Origin of the sequence: Phocaeicola faecalis, assembly GCF_021730445.1 — a bacterium.
GTDB lineage: Bacteria > Bacteroidota > Bacteroidia > Bacteroidales > Bacteroidaceae > Phocaeicola > Phocaeicola faecalis.
Genome location: NZ_JADNRM010000001.1, coordinates 133,035 through 151,438 on the forward strand (window position 1 = coordinate 133,035; position 18,404 = coordinate 151,438).

14 protein-coding genes are annotated in these 18,404 nt (G+C 44.7%); 6 read left to right on the forward strand and 8 right to left on the reverse strand.

All coding sequences use genetic code 11. From position 1 onward, the window contains the following. Positions 1-2: 2 nt before the first annotated feature. Genes cbiE through cbiD form a run of 3 tightly spaced genes read left to right on the forward strand, consistent with a single transcriptional unit; the run spans position 3 to position 4,826 of the window. Complete coding sequence (gene cbiE, locus IR173_RS00650; protein WP_237037774.1) at positions 3-1,184, forward strand: precorrin-6y C5,15-methyltransferase (decarboxylating) subunit CbiE; 1,182 nt, start codon at positions 3-5, stop codon at positions 1,182-1,184. A 20-nt stretch (positions 1,185-1,204) separates the two neighbouring features. Further along, positions 1,205-3,016, forward strand: a complete 1,812-nt coding sequence (cobM, locus tag IR173_RS00655; protein ID WP_237037775.1) for a precorrin-4 C(11)-methyltransferase — start codon at positions 1,205-1,207, stop codon at positions 3,014-3,016. 16 nt (positions 3,017-3,032) lie between these two features. Beyond that, positions 3,033-4,826 (forward strand): cobalt-precorrin-5B (C(1))-methyltransferase CbiD, encoded by a 1,794-nt coding sequence (gene cbiD / locus IR173_RS00660; protein ID WP_237037776.1) that lies wholly within the window; start codon positions 3,033-3,035, stop codon positions 4,824-4,826. 200 nt (positions 4,827-5,026) lie between these two features. On the opposite strand, the gene IR173_RS00665 is transcribed toward cbiD, so the two are convergent. The 4 genes from IR173_RS00665 to IR173_RS00680 all read right to left on the reverse strand — a co-directional run bounded on the left by IR173_RS00665 (position 5,027) and on the right by IR173_RS00680 (position 9,101). Next, a complete protein-coding gene (locus tag IR173_RS00665; RefSeq protein WP_237037777.1) occupies positions 5,027-6,052 on the reverse strand; it encodes an ABC transporter ATP-binding protein in 1,026 nt (341 codons plus the stop codon). Further along, a complete protein-coding gene (locus IR173_RS00670; protein ID WP_237037778.1) occupies positions 6,052-7,089 on the reverse strand; it encodes an iron ABC transporter permease in 1,038 nt (345 codons plus the stop codon). Before IR173_RS00670 ends, IR173_RS00665 begins: the two co-directional genes overlap by 1 nt. 103 nt (positions 7,090-7,192) lie before the next feature. Beyond that, positions 7,193-8,338: an ABC transporter substrate-binding protein gene (locus tag IR173_RS00675; RefSeq protein ID WP_237037779.1), complete on the reverse strand. Its 1,146-nt coding sequence runs from the start codon at positions 8,336-8,338 to the stop codon at positions 7,193-7,195. A gap of 214 nt (positions 8,339-8,552) precedes the next feature. After that, a complete protein-coding gene (locus IR173_RS00680) occupies positions 8,553-9,101 on the reverse strand; it encodes a flavodoxin family protein (RefSeq protein ID WP_237037780.1) in 549 nt (182 codons plus the stop codon). Between the two features lie 259 nt (positions 9,102-9,360). On the opposite strand from IR173_RS00680, the gene IR173_RS00685 reads away from it, so the two are divergent. Further along, complete coding sequence (locus IR173_RS00685) at positions 9,361-9,798, forward strand: hypothetical protein (protein WP_237037781.1); 438 nt, start codon at positions 9,361-9,363, stop codon at positions 9,796-9,798. A 72-nt stretch (positions 9,799-9,870) separates the two neighbouring features. Here the strand turns inward: IR173_RS00685 and IR173_RS00690 are convergent, their stop codons facing one another. The 4 genes from IR173_RS00690 to IR173_RS00700 are packed head-to-tail and all read right to left on the reverse strand — an operon-like array spanning position 9,871 to position 15,360. Beyond that, positions 9,871-12,183 (reverse strand): FtsX-like permease family protein, encoded by a 2,313-nt coding sequence (locus IR173_RS00690; protein ID WP_237037782.1) that lies wholly within the window; start codon positions 12,181-12,183, stop codon positions 9,871-9,873. A 26-nt stretch (positions 12,184-12,209) separates the two neighbouring features. Further along, positions 12,210-12,338, reverse strand: a complete 129-nt coding sequence (locus IR173_RS18045) for a hypothetical protein (RefSeq protein WP_262914258.1) — start codon at positions 12,336-12,338, stop codon at positions 12,210-12,212. Between the two features lie 18 nt (positions 12,339-12,356). Further along, positions 12,357-13,031, reverse strand: a complete 675-nt coding sequence (locus IR173_RS00695) for an ABC transporter ATP-binding protein (protein WP_237037783.1) — start codon at positions 13,029-13,031, stop codon at positions 12,357-12,359. A 19-nt stretch (positions 13,032-13,050) separates the two neighbouring features. After that, complete coding sequence (locus tag IR173_RS00700) at positions 13,051-15,360, reverse strand: ABC transporter permease (protein WP_237037784.1); 2,310 nt, start codon at positions 15,358-15,360, stop codon at positions 13,051-13,053. A 327-nt stretch (positions 15,361-15,687) separates the two neighbouring features. Between IR173_RS00700 and IR173_RS00705 the strand changes: the two genes are divergently transcribed. Together IR173_RS00705 and IR173_RS00710 are read left to right on the forward strand one after the other, a co-directional pair. Next, a complete protein-coding gene (locus IR173_RS00705) occupies positions 15,688-17,028 on the forward strand; it encodes a sigma-54-dependent transcriptional regulator (RefSeq protein WP_237038403.1) in 1,341 nt (446 codons plus the stop codon). Further along, complete coding sequence (locus IR173_RS00710) at positions 17,025-18,341, forward strand: sensor histidine kinase (RefSeq protein WP_394800625.1); 1,317 nt, start codon at positions 17,025-17,027, stop codon at positions 18,339-18,341. The genes IR173_RS00705 and IR173_RS00710 overlap by 4 nt, the downstream gene beginning before the upstream one ends. Positions 18,342-18,404 lie beyond the last annotated feature (63 nt).

Genomic DNA, 18,404 nt, shown 5'->3' on the forward strand with positions numbered 1-18,404 from the left:
CTATGCAAACATTCTACATAATAGGTATAAGTGATGACAGGAATCAATTCCTTTCCCCTGAGATACGGGAGCTGATTTCTCAGGGAAAAATCTTCTCGGGCGGGAAACGTCATCATGAACTGGTACATGCTTATTTGCCGGAAAATGCCGTATGGATAGATATCACTGTCCCTCTGGATACAGTGTTTTCCCACTACGAAGGGCATTCCGAAGTAATTGTTTTTGCTTCGGGAGACCCATTGTTCTTCGGCTTTGCCAATACCGTCCTAAGGAAACTCCCGTCGGCAAAGGTGGTCTTATTCCCTACCTTCAACTCCCTGCAGATGCTGGCACACCGCATGCTGCTCCCCTATCAGGATATGCGCACCCTGTCACTGACCGGACGTCCTTGGGATGCTTTCGACTCCGCTTTAATCAGAGGAGAGAAACTGATGGGCGTATTGACCGACCGGGAGAAAACGCCGGGCACAATAGCGGCCCGCATGTTGGAGTACGGATATGACAACTACCGCATGACCGTAGGCGAGGCATTAGGAAACCGTGAGGAAGAGTCTGTGCGCACACTCTCCTTGGAGGAAGCTTCCCAATCCGTCTTCCGTTTTCCCAATTGTCTGATACTGGAGAGAAGCAAGGTGCGTCCCCGTCCGTTCGGACTTCCCGAGGGTGAGTTTCATCTGCTGAACGGACGCAGTAAAATGATTACCAAAATGCCTGTCCGCCTGCTCACTCTCAGTATGCTGGCGTTGAGGGAAAAGAAGTCATTTTGGGACATCGGCTTTTGCACCGGCTCTGTATCGATAGAGGCCAAGCTCCAATTTCCGGAACTGAAAGTGACAGCATTCGAACAACGCCCGGAAGGTAAAGAATTGATGGAAAGCAACAGTCGTAAGTTCGGTACGCCGGGCATTACGGCCCTTATCGGTGATTTTCTGGAAACGGATATCAGCGGACTTCCTGCTCCCGATGCCGTATTTATAGGAGGACACGGAGGAAAGATGGCAGAGATTCTACAAAAAATCAATGAAGTGCTGCTGCCTGACGGAGTCATTGTTTTCAATTCTGTTTCGGAAGAGAGCAAGGCGCTGTTCATGAAAGGGATAACGCAAATCAACAGAAAAGTGACACAGTGTATCCGTGTTGCTGTGGATTCCTTTAATCCGATAGAGATAATGAAAGCGGAATAAATGATATAAAACAGATAACAATGAAAGCAATCATACTGATATCAGAAGCCAGCCTGCCGTTGGCAAAAACACTGCAAGGGGAACTGAAAGATGCCCTTATCTACACCAAGAATGAATGGGAAGGTTGCATTTCCATCGCATCCTACCACCGGTTTATGGAAGAGCATTTCAATGATTTCGAGAGTATCATCTTTATCGGTGCCTTGGGAATCTGCGTACGCAGCATGGCAGGTTGCCTAACAAACAAGTATAAAGACCCGGCAGTGGTCTGCGTGGACAGCACGGGGCGTTTCGTCATTTCGGTACTCTCCGGACATGTGGGAGGAGCCAATGAACTGACCCGTCATATTGCCGGCATCACAGGGGGCGAAGCGGTGATTACCACCCAAAGTGACAACGCCGGATTGTGGGCTTTGGACATACTGGCTACAGAATATGGTTGGAAAACAGCCGTCGCTCATGCGGAGATGAACAGATTGATTACACTTTTTGTCAACCGGAAACCGACCGCATTGCTGCTCGATATAAAAGATAAAGGTACGGATTATCTGGAACGTACGCTTCCGGAACACGTAAAAGTATTCTATCATTTCGAAGATATTCCCCAATCGGAATTCGGATTGATGATAGCCGTTACACCTTATATATATAGTGCGGAGATTCCGATGCTCTGTTTCCGCCCTGCCGTATTTCATTTGGGAGTGGGTTGCCGGAAGCAATGCAATCCGGCAGGAATAGCCGGATATATAGAGGAAGTGATGCGTGAGCACCGCCTCTGTCCGCTTTCTCTGGCCTCGGTCAATACCATTGAGTTAAAGAAAGACGAACCGTTGTTGGAAACTCTTCGGCAACAATGGCCGGAAAGTGAGACACATATCTACACTTCGGATGAGCTGAAAGGAATCGAGGTTCCTAATCCGTCTGAAAAGGCCTTTGAAGTGACCGGCATTTATGGAGTGGCCGAAAGCACGGCCTTGAAAAGCAGTGGTGAAGGAACACTCGTGTTGGAAAAGCAAAAGGGAGTACTGACAGAAGGAAATCATTTCACTTTCGCCATCGCCCTCAGTGCCATTGCCTTACGTGGCGGACATATAGAAATAGTAGGTGCAGGTCCCGGTGATCCCGAACTGATTTCCGTACGCGGAAAACGGATGTTGGAAAAGGCAGACCTCATTCTGTATGCCGGAAGTCTTGTGCCCCGCGAGCTGACTTATTATGCCAAGGAAGGAGCAACAGTACGCAGTTCCGCCGGTATGGATTTGGAAGAACAGTTTGCATTGATGAAAGCGTTTTATGATAAAGGATTGTTTGTGGTGCGTCTGCACACCGGTGATCCTTGCATTTATGGAGCCATTCAGGAACAAATGGCTTTCTTCGATGCATATAAGATGAGTTATCATATCACGCCGGGCATTTCCTCGTTCCAAGCGGCTGCAGCGGCATTGAGGTCACAATTCACCATTCCCGAAAAAGTGCAAAGCATTATCCTCACCCGGGGAGAGGGCCGCACCCCGATGCCCGAAAAAGAACAATTGCATAAACTGGCGCAATCACAAAGTACCATGTGCATTTATTTAAGTGCGGGCATTGTGGAACAGGTACAGGAAGAGTTGATGAAGGCATATCCTCCCGAAACTCCGGTGGCAGCTTGTTATAAGCTGACTTGGAAGGAGGAGAAGATTTACCGGGGACAATTGAAGGATTTGGCAAAGATAGTACGTGACAATAACCTGACGCTGACTACCTTACTGGTGGTAGGCGAAGCGATAGACAACCGGAAAGGTTTGTCACGGCTTTATGCGCACGAATTCAAGCACTTGTTCAGAAAATAATCATTCATCATCATTTATGATACTGATTTTAGGAGGAACCACCGAAGGACGCACCGCTGTCAGAGTTGCCGATGAAGCCGGAAAGTCTTACTTCTACTCTACCAAGGAAGAGTGGCAGGAGATAATATGCAAGCACGGCATCCGTGTCACCGGAGGAATGAACACAGAGGAAATGAAAAGCTTCTGCCGTAAAAATGACATCCGCCTGTTAGTGGATGCCGCCCATCCGTTTGCCTCACAGCTCCACCAGACAGTGGCCGAGACATGCCGGGCGCTCAACCTCCCCGTCATACGTTTTGAAAGAAAATACCCTCCCCGCACGCAGGCCATCATTTGGTGTGAAGACTACACGGATGCCATCTGCCGACTGGAGAAAGCTGGAGTCAATCATCTGCTGGCACTGACCGGAGTACAGACCATCGGGAAACTGCGTCCTTATTGGGAAAAACACACTTGTTGGTTCCGCGTACTGGAACGGGATGCCTCCATCACTTTAGCCCAAAAACAAGGTTTCTCTAAAGAACATTTGGTATTCTATCATGCCGGAGAATCCGAATCGCTTTTAATAGATAAACTGCATCCGCAAGCCATTCTCACCAAAGAGAGCGGAGAATCCGGGGGATTTCCCGAGAAAGTGAAAGCTGCGCAAGCTGCAAAGATTCTGGTCTTTGCCATAAAACGTCCTCCCCTTCCCCAACATTTCATTACCGTTACGGGAGAACATGGATTGAGGAAACAGATAGAACGAAACATCCCTGATTTTTATCCTTTAAGAAGCGGTTATACCACAGGCGCTTGTGCCACTGCGGCTTCAAAGGCGGCACTGATGGCTTTGATTTTAGGAGAAGAACAGAAAACGGTATCTTTTCAGCTTCCCAATGGTGAGGAGATGACCTTACCGGTAGCTCACACCGGAATAGAAAAGAACCATGCTACGTGCACCGTCATCAAAGATGCGGGAGATGATCCCGATGTCACCCATGGCGCATCCATTGTGGCAACAGTGAGTTTCAGCCACCATCCGGGCATTCGTTTTCTGCAAGGTGAAGGAGTTGGCCGGGTGACACTTCCGGGGCTGGGATTAGAGATTGGAGAACCTGCCATCAATCTTACTCCCCGGCAGATGATGACGAAGGAATTATCGGCCCTTTATGACAAAGGACTGGATATCACCATCTCCGTACCCGGAGGAAAAGAGCTGGCACAACGCACTTTCAATCCCAAACTGGGAATTGTGGATGGCATTTCCATTATCGGAACATCGGGAATTGTCCGCCCTTTCTCCTCCGAAGCTTTTGTCGAAGCCATTCGCAGGGAAGTTGAGGTTTGTGTGGCTGTCGGTTCACCCAGGCTCGTCATCAATTCGGGAGCCAAAAGCGAACGTTTTGTGAAGAAGGAATATCCGGAATTGCCTGCCCAAGCTTTTGTGCATTACGGCAATTTTATCGGTGAAACCCTTAAAATAGCTGCCGATTTAAAAATCTCATCCGTTACCATGGGAATCATGATAGGGAAAGCGGTGAAGCTGGCTGAAGGAAACCTGGACACACACAGCAAGAAGGTGGTGATGAATAAAGAGTTCCTGAAACAGGTGGCTCTGGAAGCCGGATGTTCTTTTTCCGCCGGAAGCATGATAGAAAGGATTACATTGGCTCGCGAATTATGGTCTTCACTGTCCGAAGAAGACCGGAGACGGTTCTTTCCGTGTCTGTTAAAACATTGTTCGAAGCATTGCGCTCCCCTGCTGCCTGAAGGAGAACTGACGATTCTATTGATGGATGAAGAAGGGAATATTCCGTTCAGAATATAAAGGTAGGGAGATTTTTTTCCAGTAACCAATGATTTCTCATATAGGCAGATAATCATCAGGCTAAAGCCTACATCCCCTGGTTCGGGCAGACCCAATGCATACGTGAACCGTAGGGGCGGACCCGTGTGTCCGCCCGAATGCATACGTGAAGTGTTTTCGGGCAGACACATGGGTCTGCCCCTACGAGTGGATGATATTTCTTATCTGACGGAAGCCAACAACGCCCTCATTTGCTTCAACAAATCCTCTATCGTATCCACCTTGACTACCTCTCCTTCCTTCGGATGAATCACATACCCCCTTGTATTCATATCTCCGGTCTCGATATAAAAATCAGAATCAACATGTCGGTTCGCCAGAATACCATTCCGCTGCAAAGCTTTCCGCACCATGGCATACTTATTCCCATGCCCCAGCAGACGAACTTCTTTCTCAAACTCATTGTCAATGCGGAACAGGCCTGTTTCCATATCGAAAACGATTCCCTTACGGGAAAAGAAATTGCTCAGACATCCGTCTATGGACAAGTCCTCGGGAGTCCCGACAGTCACCCCATTCACCTTGTCCATCAGCCAAATCTTATCGGCTATCTGCAACGCCAGTTCCAAATCATGGGTGGAAAGAAAAATCGTCTTGTTGGTAGAACGTGACAGATGATGAAGCAGCTGCATAATCTCCACCTTGCTGGGAAAGTCAAGAAAGGCAGTGGGCTCATCCAGGAAAATCACCGGAGTTTCCTGTGCCAATGCTTTCGCAATCATTACTTTCTGACGCTCACCGTCACTCAAGGTATGCACCACCCGGTATTTCAAGTCCTCAATCCTCACCATCGCAATGGCATTCTCTACTATTTGCTTGTCCTCTTTACCCAAATTCCCCCAAAAACCGGTGTAAGGACTGCGGCCCATACCCACCAGTTCTTCTACAGTCATATTCCGCAGACTGCATTTCTCGGTCAGCACCACCCCGATGACTGTCGCCAACTGCTTATCGGTATACTCCGTCAGTTTCTTTCCCATAATCTCTATCTCTCCTCCTAGAGGCGGCTGAAAGGCGGACAAAGTACGCAATAAAGTAGATTTTCCCACTCCATTCGCTCCCAAAAGGCAAGTCAGCTCCCCACTGCTGATTGTTGCATCAATATCCTTTGCTACAATCTTGGTGCTTCCCTTTCCGGGATAACCAGTAGTCAGTTTCCGAATATATATAGTATCCTGTTTCATCATTACTCATTCATTTCATTACGACGCTTACTGAACAAGACCGACATCACCACCGGAGCACCTACCAAAGCCGTCACCGAGTTCACCGGCAACGCCCCCTCGAAACCGGGCATACGGGCAATTAGGTTACACACCAATGCCAGTGACGCACCCACCAATAAAGAAGCAGGCATGAGAATACGATGGTCTGACGTGCGGAACATTCCCCGGCAAAGATGCGGAACGGCCAATCCTAGAAATATGACAGGACCACAATAAGCAGTGACAATAGCCACCAATACCCCCGAGCAAGTAATGACCAGCAGGCGGGCGCGTTTAATATTCAATCCGAGATTCCGTGCGTATGCATCTCCCAGCAACAACAGATTCAATGTCTTGATTAACAGAAAGGAAAGCGGCAGCAATACCAGCATGATACAGATGAACAATGTCATCTGGTCTCCCGATACACGGGCAAAGCTCCCCAGTCCCCAAATGACATATGCACGGATATCCTCTTCCACACTGAAAAATTTCAGCACACCGATGACCGCATTGGCAATGTAACCAATCATCACACCGATAATCAGCAAAGTGACATTACCTCTTACTTTCTGAGAAACGAAAACAATGAGCGCCATGATGGACAGCGAACCTGCAATGGCAGCTATCGTAAGGGCTATTTCTCCCATAAAGCCCAGTTTGCTCAAAGCGACACCGCCCAGACTACCCGAAAGAAGCACCACAAAGGCAACTCCCATACTGGCTCCCGAACTGATGCCCAATACCGACGGTCCGGCCAAAGGATTGCGGAAAACCGTCTGCATCTGCAGACCGCTGACAGAGAGTCCGGCTCCTGCCACCAATGCAGTAAGAGCCTGCGGTACCCGGGATTTCCAAATGATGTTTTGCCAAATGACCGATTCATCTCCCGTTCCCCATAGAATGTTCCACACCGAACGGAGCGGTATGGAAACCGATCCCAATACCAGATTCAAAAAGAAAAACAGAAGAATGGAAGCTGTTATCAATAACATATAAAATGCAACAGGTCGTTTCATGTCGTATCTTCATTAACTCCCGGCAGGATTAATCGGAACTTTATAGCATAGGCTCCCCCCTTTGAAAAGAGAGAAATCAATTCCTGCCACGGAGTGGTCATTATCATTTCAGTAATTCATAATACCCCGGCTGGTGTTCGGGCAAAAGCTGCGGATGAAACACTTTGATTAAATCCGCCAAAACCACTTCCGGTTCGGTAGGCATACTCTCATAAAAAGGCTTCTCACGCATATTGCAATAAACGACTCCCTTCTCTTCGTACGCCTTGAAATCAGCATATCGAGCGTCTTCCTCTTTTAAGGCATCATAGGAGAATTGTCCTTGGTAACTATTCACGATACGCCAATAATCGGCACCGGCTGCCTGACTGTAGACTGTCTCAAAATCAAGAGTCACTCCTCCCGAACGTTCATCATCCTTCAGAAAATAGTCGGCTCCCGCATCTTCAAACAGTTGGGCAAGGAAACTCCTGCCTCCCACGGCATACCAATTTCCGCCCCGCAATTCCCCGCTGAAAACCACCGGACGTTTGACTACCTGACCGGTCAGCTCCTTCAGTTCGTTGTATCTTTTCTTGATGGCAGCGAACTGCCCGTTGGCCTTGTCTTCTTTCCCTAGTAACAAACCTACGAACTTTATCCATTCGGCCTGCCCCAAAGGAGTCATCTCCTTGTATCCCAAATGCGGTATCAAAGGAATCCCCACCTCTTTCAACGCATCATAGCCCCCACGCTTGAAAGGAGAAATCAATATTAAATCAGGATTAACGCTCATAATCACCTCATTGTCAAAGTTTCCCTCAATACCTATCTTATGAGTCTTCCCTTCCTTCAAGCGGCTGTTCATCTCCTTGTTAAACAGATGGCGTGTGCTGGTAATGCCCACTACCGCATCCAGTTCTCCCAGTTTGATAAAATTGGAAAGTTGCAGGGAAGTCATACAGATAACACTCCGTATAGGAGTTTCAATCACGGTATAATCCGCAGGAATATTTTCCGCCTTCATCCCTCGCGGCACCAAAGCATAATGAAAAGACTGGCTTTCTTCATTTTGCGGGTCTTGAATATCAAGCAGACAAGCCTGATTGGTGTAGGTTACTTTGAATCCTTTAGCATACTCCGGGATTATTTTCACGACGGAAGAGTCTGTCAACGTTGCGCTTTTACTGCCAACGGAAATTTGTTTATTCGTATTTTTACAGGCAATGGCAGTCAACAACAAGCCCAATATCCATATTTTCTTCTTCATGTTCTTTTCCTGTTTTTCACATTACAAATGTATATAGAAAAATCGAGTTATTCTATACCAATGGAATAAAAAGGTCAAGTTACATTCTGATTATCCAGCTTTAACGCCTTATTCATGAAGTTCTTGTGTGAAAAGGTACAGAGAATGTGCCCTTCACACAAAAACCCCATCAACAGGAGATTGCGATGCCTGTTATGTGTGAAAGCAACTTTCATCAACTTTCCAAACAGTGTCTGCCCATCTCATAAGCTTCCCGCATCGCCGGTTTATCATTTATTTCTCCGGTGTGCCAAACCCCGGCTCCATACACCACTCCTTTGATAACCGGATTCTCCAGACAGTCCAAGAATCCTTGGAAAGTATCAATGGTACGTTCCATCAGCTTCCGGTCTTCTTCTGCAGCAGTGGCAATAAAATAAAATTCCTTGTTGCCCATCTCTGTATAACGTCCGCAGCAACGGTCTATCAACGTCTTCATTTGAGCACTCATCGTGTAGAAATAAACCGGAGTTGCCATTACTATCACATCTGCCGCTATCATTTTTTCCAATATTTCAGCAGCATCATCTTTCTGCGGACAGGGCTTATTGTAACGACTGCATGTGCTGCACCCGGTACAGTAATTTATTGTTTTGTCACGTAGAAATATCTTTTCCACTTCATTGCCTGCTTCCATTGCTCCACGCATAAACTCGTCGCACAACGTATCCGAGTTTCCGCCACGACGCGGACTGGAAGATAATACCAATACTTTCTTTGCCATAATTACGTAGTTTAAAAGTTATGTTATTTTTGTTCCTTTTCCAACTGCAAAGATAAACTATCCGGCACATAATTCCTGTAGATAATTTACAGATTAAATAACCCCGATTACTTATTCCTGCTATCCAACATTCGCGAATCCCTCTTGTAAATAGGGAAATTCCCTATACGAATAGTAATATTCTCTTTATAGTATCATTTTCCCCTTCTATTTTTGCAGTATAAGAAAAACAGAAACAGTAACTAAAATCAAATGGATTATGAAAACAAAGATAATGAAATACTTCGGCCTATTGACATTTGTCGTAACCATGCTTAGTTTGACTTCATGCGAAGTAGAAATAGACAGTTGGTATGATAACGATGATTATAGTGAGGTATATTATAGAAAGACACATGAACTGTGCAGCCGTACATGGCAGGAAAGTTGGGAACAAGATGGAAAGTATTACACCCAGCGATTGGACTTTTATGAAAACCGTACCGGAAAAGACTATATACGGGTGGAATATCGAAATGGCTATGTAACTGAAGACATATATTACTTTGACTGGAGTTGGGATAACAATACACAAACATGTATCCGTATGAACTACGGACCGGGTGACGTCTCTTACTTTGAGCGTATCCGAATGAGCGACAATACACTAAGTGGTTTGCTTGACGGTACGGAAGTCTATTTTAAAGGAAGGTATTAGGGTAAAAAGGACGAGGCGGCTGTTAAAAAAGACAGTCGCCCCATTTCCGTATATCCAGAAAGAAAATAAATATTATTCGTTTCTAATACTGAGGATAGGATTTGCATTGGCAATTCTCCATACTTTAGTAAAGACACAACCAAAAATAAAAGCCAATACCATAATTGCAGCTCCAATATAAAGTAAAGGATTAACAGGCATTATATCTCTAGACATACTCAGCCATAATTCTCCTGCATACGCTGCCAAAATAATACCAATCACGACAGAGGGCAAAGCAATATAACTCACATCACGAGACAGTAGCCACATAATCGAAATGGCTTTTGCCCCATTAATCTTCCTGATGGCTATTTCCTTACTCCGACGGCGCACTTCGTCATTGGTATAACCAATCAATCCCATTAGCGTAACAGCTAAAATCGCAATACTCGCCAACAGTGTAGAATCACGGAAAATGCGAGTGGAATGGAAGATTTTCTTTAGTTCGGAATCATGGGACTTGAATATAACCTCATCTTGAGGATACAGTTTCTTCATGTCTTCATTCAATCGTCGAAAATTATCATCAAATGGTTCTTTCAGTCGAACATGAAAACAATCTCCTCTCCTTTCATTCAAGCATTGAATTTCAAAAGGCGGCATTTCTGCCCTGTTTGCAAAGAAATAGCCATCAAGAACTCCTGTCACAGTGCCATGCTCAGGAACGACCTCACCTACGCCACTGCCTGTCCACCCCATTTCTTTCACAAATTCCGGATTGACAAGTATCTCACCCGGCCCGGAAGGAAATTTTCCTGCTTTTAACTTGATACCGATAAATGAATAGAAGTCTTTATCAAACCAGTTCATACGAGGGGTAAAAAGAATATTACCACTATTGTCTTTCACATGAAAAGGCGAACGGGTTTCTGTCATATCCAAATCGGCTGTAGCCACTTTTTCCACATAAGGTAGATGACGCAGGTTACTTAACGTATTTTCAGGTTGAGGAAAGCTATGATACACATACGCCAGACGTTCTGTGTTATAGCCCAAATCCTTAGACATAACATAATGATATTGTGCGAATACAATACACATTACACCTAATAGAAATGCGGTACCTCCGAACTGAAAAAACAGTAACGGATATTTCCATTGTTTTTTTCCTTCACTGTAACGGTGAAATATCCGGGTGACAGATATAGAAGAAAACAGTTTGCCCGGTAAGATACTTCCGACAACAAACAGAAATAATACAACTAATATAGGGGCCCATAAATTATGTATATCGAAGAGTCCTTTCAATGAAACCCCTGTCAGTTCTTGTATTTTATCCTGAAAGTTTAAAATCAAGAAGCAAACCAATAGGACAGCGATTCCTACGATGATAGCAGTTTCCCACAGAAACATTCCAAATATACTTGTCAATCCGGCCCCATTGCATTTATGTATCCCAACGCCTTTAGCCCTATAGGACAAAGATGAAATAGAGATGAGTACATAGTTCAATGTAGCTGTCAAAAGTAATGCAAATCCCAATAATAGCATAATGTAAATCATCGTCATTACCTTTTCATTTTCGAGATGGAGTTCTGCCAAAGGGGAAATCTCTACCTTAATACCCGTTGTGCCATGGCTTTTAAAATGCTCCATGGGCAAATAATTGGCTATAATGGGATTAATTCTGTCGTTTATGTATGCAGCATCCCCTTTATGCTTCAGCCTGACAACACCTTTGTAATTTCCGCCACTGGTCCAGTCTAAGCGTGGATTTGTATAAAATCCTAAACTGGACATGGATACTACAGCTTGAGAGCGATTCTGTGATGTGTTTTCTGGTATATCAGCATAAATTCCCTTTACCATCAAAGAATGTTCTTTCCCCCACATTGGGTATTCGAGGCTTTTGCCTATCGGGTTCTCACTTCCGAATATTTCACTCGCAAAAGAGCGTGAAAGAAAAACAACCCCGGGCATAGCCAAATCCAAAGGGTTTCCTTCATATAGTTGAATACCCATCGTCGGGAAGTAAAGAGAATCGGCCATGATAATATTGCCCTTATGCTTTGTGTTACCGTGTACCAACACATTAGAGCAGAAATCAGCAAGTGTGGTCGCCGACTCTACTTGTTCCGGAAAACTATTGAGTATAGTTCCTGCCGTTGGGTAAATAATATATGATCCAAAGTCACCCAAACCGTCTTTTTCATCATTCCAGGCTGTCTTGATAATATACACCCGATCCACATCCTGATAAAAAGTATCATAATTTAATTCAAAAGCTACCCGTGCAAACAGAATGATGGAAATAAATAGCCCTAAAGTAAGAGACACGATTTTAACGAAAGTCGAGTTCTTTCCTCTGATAATATTTTGCTTTGCATAAAATAGTTGTTTCATACTATTCGTTTTTTATTAATTACTCACTATTCAAAAGCTATTTGTGAAAATAGCAGAATGCCGATTATCAATCCGAGTGAAAGGGAGATGACTTTCGTCACATTGCTTCCACGCCCGTGAAGAATCGTCTGGATTGCATAATATAGTTGTTTCATTTTGGTTGTATTTGGCTGTTACTCTTTGACGTTTGCTACAATACTACCGTCAAACAAGTGGATAATGCGATGAGCAAAGCTTGCATCGTGTTGTGAGTGGGTTACCATAACGATGCTGGTACCCTCTTTATTCAGTTCTGTCAATAAGTCCATCACTTCGCCCCCGTTCTTAGAATCCAAGTTACCGGTAGGTTCGTCCGCCAGAATCAGTTTCGGATTAGTTATCACGGCACGTGCGATGGCAACACGTTGTTGCTGGCCACCCGACAGTTGTTGGGGGAAGTGCTTGGCACGGTGACTGAGGTTCATACGCTTCAAAATTTCGAGAACACGTTCCTTGCGTTCACTCGCCTTAATGCCCAAGTAGGTCAAAGGCAGTTCTACATTTTCAAAAACATTCAGCTCATCTATCAGGTTGAAGCTCTGAAAAACAAAACCAATCACTCCTTTGCGGAGTTGTGTACGCTCCTTCTCTTTGAGTCCTGCCACTTCCTTGTCTATCAGTTTGTAACTTCCTTCGGTTGGATTATCCAGCAATCCCAAAATATTCAGCAAAGTAGATTTACCGCAACCGGAAGGGCCCATGATAGCGACAAATTCTCCTTCTTTAACTTCCATACTTACGTGGTTCAATGCAATAGTCTCCACTTCTGAAGTGCGAAACACCTTACTCAAATTTTCAATCTGTATCATGTCTTTTTTTATTATTTGATTATTCACTTTTAATACTGTTCACTGGGTTATCATTTGCTATTCTCCATGTCTTTATCACCACACAACCGATGATAAAAAATAAAGAGATGAAAGCTATCAGGATATAATAGTATATCGGGAAATCAGCCGTTTCTGAAAACTGGTCGGTCCACAGGGCTCCCAAATACCAGGCTCCCAATGTTCCGATACACACGGCAGGCATCGAGGTCCAAAATACATCTTTCGAAAGCAGGAGCAAAATGGAGGATGCCTCTGCCCCATTCACCTTACGGATGGCTATCTCTTTGCTGCGGCGTTGCATCTCGTCATTGATATAGCCTATCAATCCCATCAAGGTAACAAAAAGGATGGTAATGGAGGCCATGAGAGCAACGCTACGGAAGTCGGACACAGTACTGAGTTGTAGTTCTATCGCTCGTGACTCGGGTACAAAGTTTAAGTCTCCCTCGGGCCAAATGGTCTTCATATCTTCATTGAGTTTCTTCAAATTCTCATCAAACGGCTCTTTCAATTTCACTTGCAGACAAGCACTAAAATCAGAACGGTATTGGAAGACAACCGGTTCCTCCGGTACAAATACAGGATTGGATGAGCGGAAGTCTTCCGTCACTCCCACAATAGTCCCCAATATTTCATCATTGTTACGCACTTGGCGTCCGATAGGGTTTTCTTCCCAACGCATAAATTCCAAGAATTTTTGATTGACTACGATTTCACCTTTCTGTTGCAGGTTACGGCCTTCTTTCAGTTTTATTCCCACAAACGAAAGATAGTCCTTATCAATCGAATTGCCCCGCATACTATATTGCTTTCCGCTTTCTGTAGATACCAAACAGCCACTCATTCCTTCATACAAAGGCAGACTGCTACTCGCAACAGATTCCACGTAAGGTAAATTTTGGAAGGTGGAACGTGCATTCTCCGGATTGCTGAAGTAATAATATGTAAAAGCCATACGCTCTGTACTGAATCCCCGGTCTATATTCGTCATGTGATTTGACTGCACCAATACAAGTGCCAACAATGCAAAGATAAATGCCGTGCCGGTAAATTGAATGAACAGCAACGGACGTTTCCAGCCTTTTTTGCCTTCGGTATATCTGCGGAAAACCTGTGTAACCGGAATCCTTGAGAACTGCAGTCCGGGCAGCACACCACCCACTATGAAGATAAACAGTACGGCACAGGCGGGAGCCCACAGATTCTCGTATGTAAACATGGCGCTTAGACTGGCGTCTGCCATCCTTTCAAGCGGTTCTTTAAAATTGAGCATCAGGAAAGCCATCAACAGAACAGAGATGAAAATAAGAATCCCTGTTTCCCACAAGAACATTTTCATGATTCCCCATCCTGACGCTCCATTGCACTTATGCACGCCAATGGTTTTGGCACGGCGGCTCAATGAGGAAATAGAAATCAGTACATAGTTCAATGTTACGGTAAACAGCAAGATAGCGGCCAAGATAAGTAATATCCAGATAATGCCCATACCGTCATAATTTCTGGCCAGTCTCAAATCAGAAAAAGGAATCAGGCGGAGCGACCAAGTATAATTGTTGTCTTTATCTTCTTGCGGAATATATTTTTCCAACATTTGGTCGATGCGGTTATTTATCGTTTCCATGTCAGAAGGATGGCGTAAGCGGATATAAGCATAATAGTTGGAACCGCCATTCCAGCCCCAATAGCTCCATCCATATTTCAGGGCGGTAGCTAAAGGCACGATAACTCTCGAGTTATAGAACGTTGAGTTCTCCGGATAATCTTCATAGACACCCTTTATAGTCATTGGCATACCCTTATTATATGATACCGTCTCACCTATAGGATTAGCTCCTGCAAACATTTCCTGTGCCAAGCTCCGACTGATAAACAATATATCAGGATTCTTCATTTCCGAAGGTTGCCCTTGCAAAATCTTTGTCCTTATGGTTGTAAAGAAACAACTGTCGGCCACCAATACTCCCGGACTGAAACGGACTCCATCTTTATAAAGAGAACTTCCTCCCCACCAGAAATGCGTCGCTGTAGCACTCTCTACTTCTTTTGGAAAATTTTCGGCTATGGTAGCGGCTGTAGGGCCTAATGTTCTAAAATCGATACTTTTCTCTCCACTGATATCCCACTCAATCTGCACGGCAGCCAGGCATTCGGAATCCTCATAACACGTATCGTAATTAAACTCGAAGGCTTCGCGTGCGAATATTAGAATACTGACCGTCAAACCTAGAGTCAGCGAGACAATCTTTATAAGATTGGCCCCGCGTCCGTGAATCAATGTCTGAATTACATAATAAAGTTCTTTCATATCTTATTTTTGTTTTATTGTTCCTCTTAAAAGGAGGGCCTCGTTTCGCAACGGAGCACCCCATTAAAGTGTATAAGAAACTTATGTTTCTATTCGTTCTCTGAAAGAATAATGCAGAAAACGTGCCAAAGTCATACTTTTCTATAAATAAGCATTTTAGTTATTTCACGACAGGCCAAAAGTGTCTAATAATTAGACAGCAGTGTATGATAATTGGACATCAATGCCTTATCGCTGCTTCAAAAAGGTTGTGTCTAATAATTAGACACTGCCTAGGAGGTTAGGTGCCAAATACTTATCTTTGTTTCCTCAATAAACAAAAAGATTATAGATATGCAAGGAACCATTATTGTGGTAGACGATAATAAAGGGGTGCTTTCTGCCGTCAAGTTATTGTTGAAGAACAACTTTGAACGTATCATTGCCCTCACTTCACCTATCACGCTGCCTGCCGTGCTGCGTGAAGAGAATGTACAGGTGGTATTGCTCGATATGAACTTCAGTAGCGGACTCAATACCGGCAATGAAGGGCTTTACTGGTTGCACGAAATAAAAAAAATGCAACCCTCATTGCCTGTCGTGCTCTTTACTGCCTATGCCGACATTGACTTGGCTGTACGTGGTATAAAAGAAGGTGCGACGGATTTCATCGTAAAACCTTGGGATAACACCCGATTGGTGGATACACTGTCAGCCGCTTGCCGAAACAGTTCTAAGGGAAAGAAAAAAGCGGAACTCCACCGGGTGGTGTCATCTATGTATTGGGGCGAAAGCAATGCCATGAAACAGTTGAGGACACTGATAGAAAAGGTAGCCCAAACGGATGCAAACATCCTGATTACCGGAGAAAATGGTACTGGAAAGGAAATGCTGGCACGCGAAATTCATGCCCTTTCCGAACGATGCCGACGCAATATGGTGACAGTAGATATGGGGGCTGTTACCGAATCTTTGTTTGAAAGCGAATTGTTCGGGCATGTAAAAGGTTCGTTCACCGATGCACATTCCGACCGGCAAGGAAAATTTGAGGCGGCTCACGAAGGTACTCTCTTTCTGGATGAAATAGGTAATTTGCCTTATCACCTGCAATCCAAGCTCCTCACTGCCATTCAGCAGCGTAGTGTGGTGCGTGTGGGCAGCAATGAACCCATTCCTGTAGATATCCGTTTGATTTGCGCCACTAATTGCAATCTGGAGGAGATGGTACTCAAAGGCAGGTTTAGGGAGGATTTATTATACAGAATCAATACCATTCATATTGAAATACCGCCTTTGCGCGACCGAAAGGAGGATATTATCCCCCTTGCCGAACGGTTTATCGACCGTTTCTGCAAACAGTATGACAAAGGAAATATCATTCTTTCCTCCTCTGCGAAAGACAAGTTGCGCGAGCATCCCTGGTATGGAAATATCCGGGAATTGGAACACGCTATTGAGAAGGCGGTCATCATTAACGAAGATGGGATACTGAGTGACGAACATTTCCATTTTCCCCGCAAAGCCAGTACACCTCCTGCCGAAGCGACCGTCTCTACATTGGAGGAAATGGAGTTGCAGATGATTCAAAGAGCCATGGAAAAATGCAACGGAAATCTTTCGGCCGTAGCTGCACAATTGGGAATTACGCGTCAGACTCTATATAACAAGATGAAGAAATTTGGTTTATGATAAAGAAGATAACCGCTAGTTTTATTTTCCGTCTGCTTGTTGTCATTGCATTGACAGTAATGGGTGTATGGCTGTATATGCAGCATAACTGGCTATGGCTATGTATCGTTGTTCCCCTGTTTTTCATTTCAATATATTGGTTTCATCGCCTGTATACCTATAATACAAGAAAAGTGGCTTTTCTGCTCGATGCCATTGAGAATGACGACCCGGCTGTGCGATTCTACGAACATACCCCCGACAAAGACAATTCATTGGTCAACATGATGCTGAACCGCATTGCACGTATCTTGTATAACGTAAAACAGGAAACGGCGCAACGTGAAAAGTACTATGAGCTTATTCTTGACTTTGTAGAGACAGGTATTGTTGTACTGAACAGTAAAGGTTCTGTTTATCAAAAGAATAAGAAAGCAATGCAACTGTTGGGCATGGATGTCTTTACACATATCAAACAATTGTCCCGCATTTCTGACGAACTGAAAAGAGTGATGGAAGAAGCTCTTCCGGGAGATAAGTTGCAGGCACAGTTCAATACAGAACGCGGTACCATCCATTTGGCATTGCGTGTGTCGGGCATCCATATCAAGAATGAGGAGTTGCGCATTATTGCTCTCAGCGATATCAACCGTGAGTTGGACGAGCGAGAGATTGATTCATGGATTCGGCTTACCCGTGTCCTTACTCATGAGATTATGAACTCTCTTACTCCTGTCACTTCATTGAGCGAAACCTTATTGCAATTGCCGGGAGCAGAGAATGAGGAGATGCGCCAAGGGTTGGAAACGATTCACACGACAGGCAAAGGGCTGATTAATTTTGTGATGTCTTATCGCAAACTGACACGTCTTCCTTCACCGGAACCTTCACTGTTCTATGTACGTCCCTTCCTCGAGAGAATGATAAAGCTGGCGCGTCACCAGCATCCTTGCCCTCATATCAGCATTTTCCTGCATGAAGCAGAAGACGATTTGATTGTCTTTGCCGACGAGAACCTCATTGCTCAAGTGGTGACCAACCTGCTTAAAAATGCCATTCAAGCAATTGGTAACGCAGCGGACGGACGGATTACCCTGAAAGCATATTGTGACGAGCAGGAAAGCGTACATATCGAAATTGCCAATAATGGTCCGGTTATCGACCCGGAAGCGGCCGAACAGATTTTCATTCCTTTCTTTACCACCAAAGAAGACGGAAGCGGAATCGGTCTGAGTTTAAGCAAACAGATTATGAGGCTTAGTGGGGGTACATTGACATTGTTGCCTTATAAGGAAGAGGGACAGGCTACCACATTCGCGTTGGTATTTAATTGAAACCTTCCGGACATGGTTCGGATAAGGATATAAAAAAGGCTGTGTCGAAAGATATAAATATCC

Coding starts and splice junctions, on each gene's coding strand:
- IR173_RS00680 (WP_237037780.1), bottom strand. CDS start 9,101: ATGGCAAAGAAAGTATTGGTATTATCTTCCAGTCCGCGTCGTGGCGGA.
- IR173_RS00675 (WP_237037779.1), bottom strand. CDS start 8,338: ATGAAGAAGAAAATATGGATATTGGGCTTGTTGTTGACTGCCATTGCC.
- IR173_RS18045 (WP_262914258.1), bottom strand. CDS start 12,338: ATGAAACAACTATATTATGCAATCCAGACGATTCTTCACGGGCGTGGA.
- IR173_RS00695 (WP_237037783.1), bottom strand. CDS start 13,031: ATGATACAGATTGAAAATTTGAGTAAGGTGTTTCGCACTTCAGAAGTG.
- IR173_RS00670 (WP_237037778.1), bottom strand. CDS start 7,089: ATGAAACGACCTGTTGCATTTTATATGTTATTGATAACAGCTTCCATT.
- cobM (WP_237037775.1), top strand. CDS start 1,205: ATGAAAGCAATCATACTGATATCAGAAGCCAGCCTGCCGTTGGCAAAA.
- IR173_RS00700 (WP_237037784.1), bottom strand. CDS start 15,360: ATGAAAGAACTTTATTATGTAATTCAGACATTGATTCACGGACGCGGG.
- cbiD (WP_237037776.1), top strand. CDS start 3,033: ATGATACTGATTTTAGGAGGAACCACCGAAGGACGCACCGCTGTCAGA.
- IR173_RS00685 (WP_237037781.1), top strand. CDS start 9,361: ATGAAAACAAAGATAATGAAATACTTCGGCCTATTGACATTTGTCGTA.
- IR173_RS00710 (WP_394800625.1), top strand. CDS start 17,025: ATGATAAAGAAGATAACCGCTAGTTTTATTTTCCGTCTGCTTGTTGTC.
- IR173_RS00690 (WP_237037782.1), bottom strand. CDS start 12,183: ATGAAACAACTATTTTATGCAAAGCAAAATATTATCAGAGGAAAGAAC.
- cbiE (WP_237037774.1), top strand. CDS start 3: ATGCAAACATTCTACATAATAGGTATAAGTGATGACAGGAATCAATTC.
- IR173_RS00665 (WP_237037777.1), bottom strand. CDS start 6,052: ATGATGAAACAGGATACTATATATATTCGGAAACTGACTACTGGTTAT.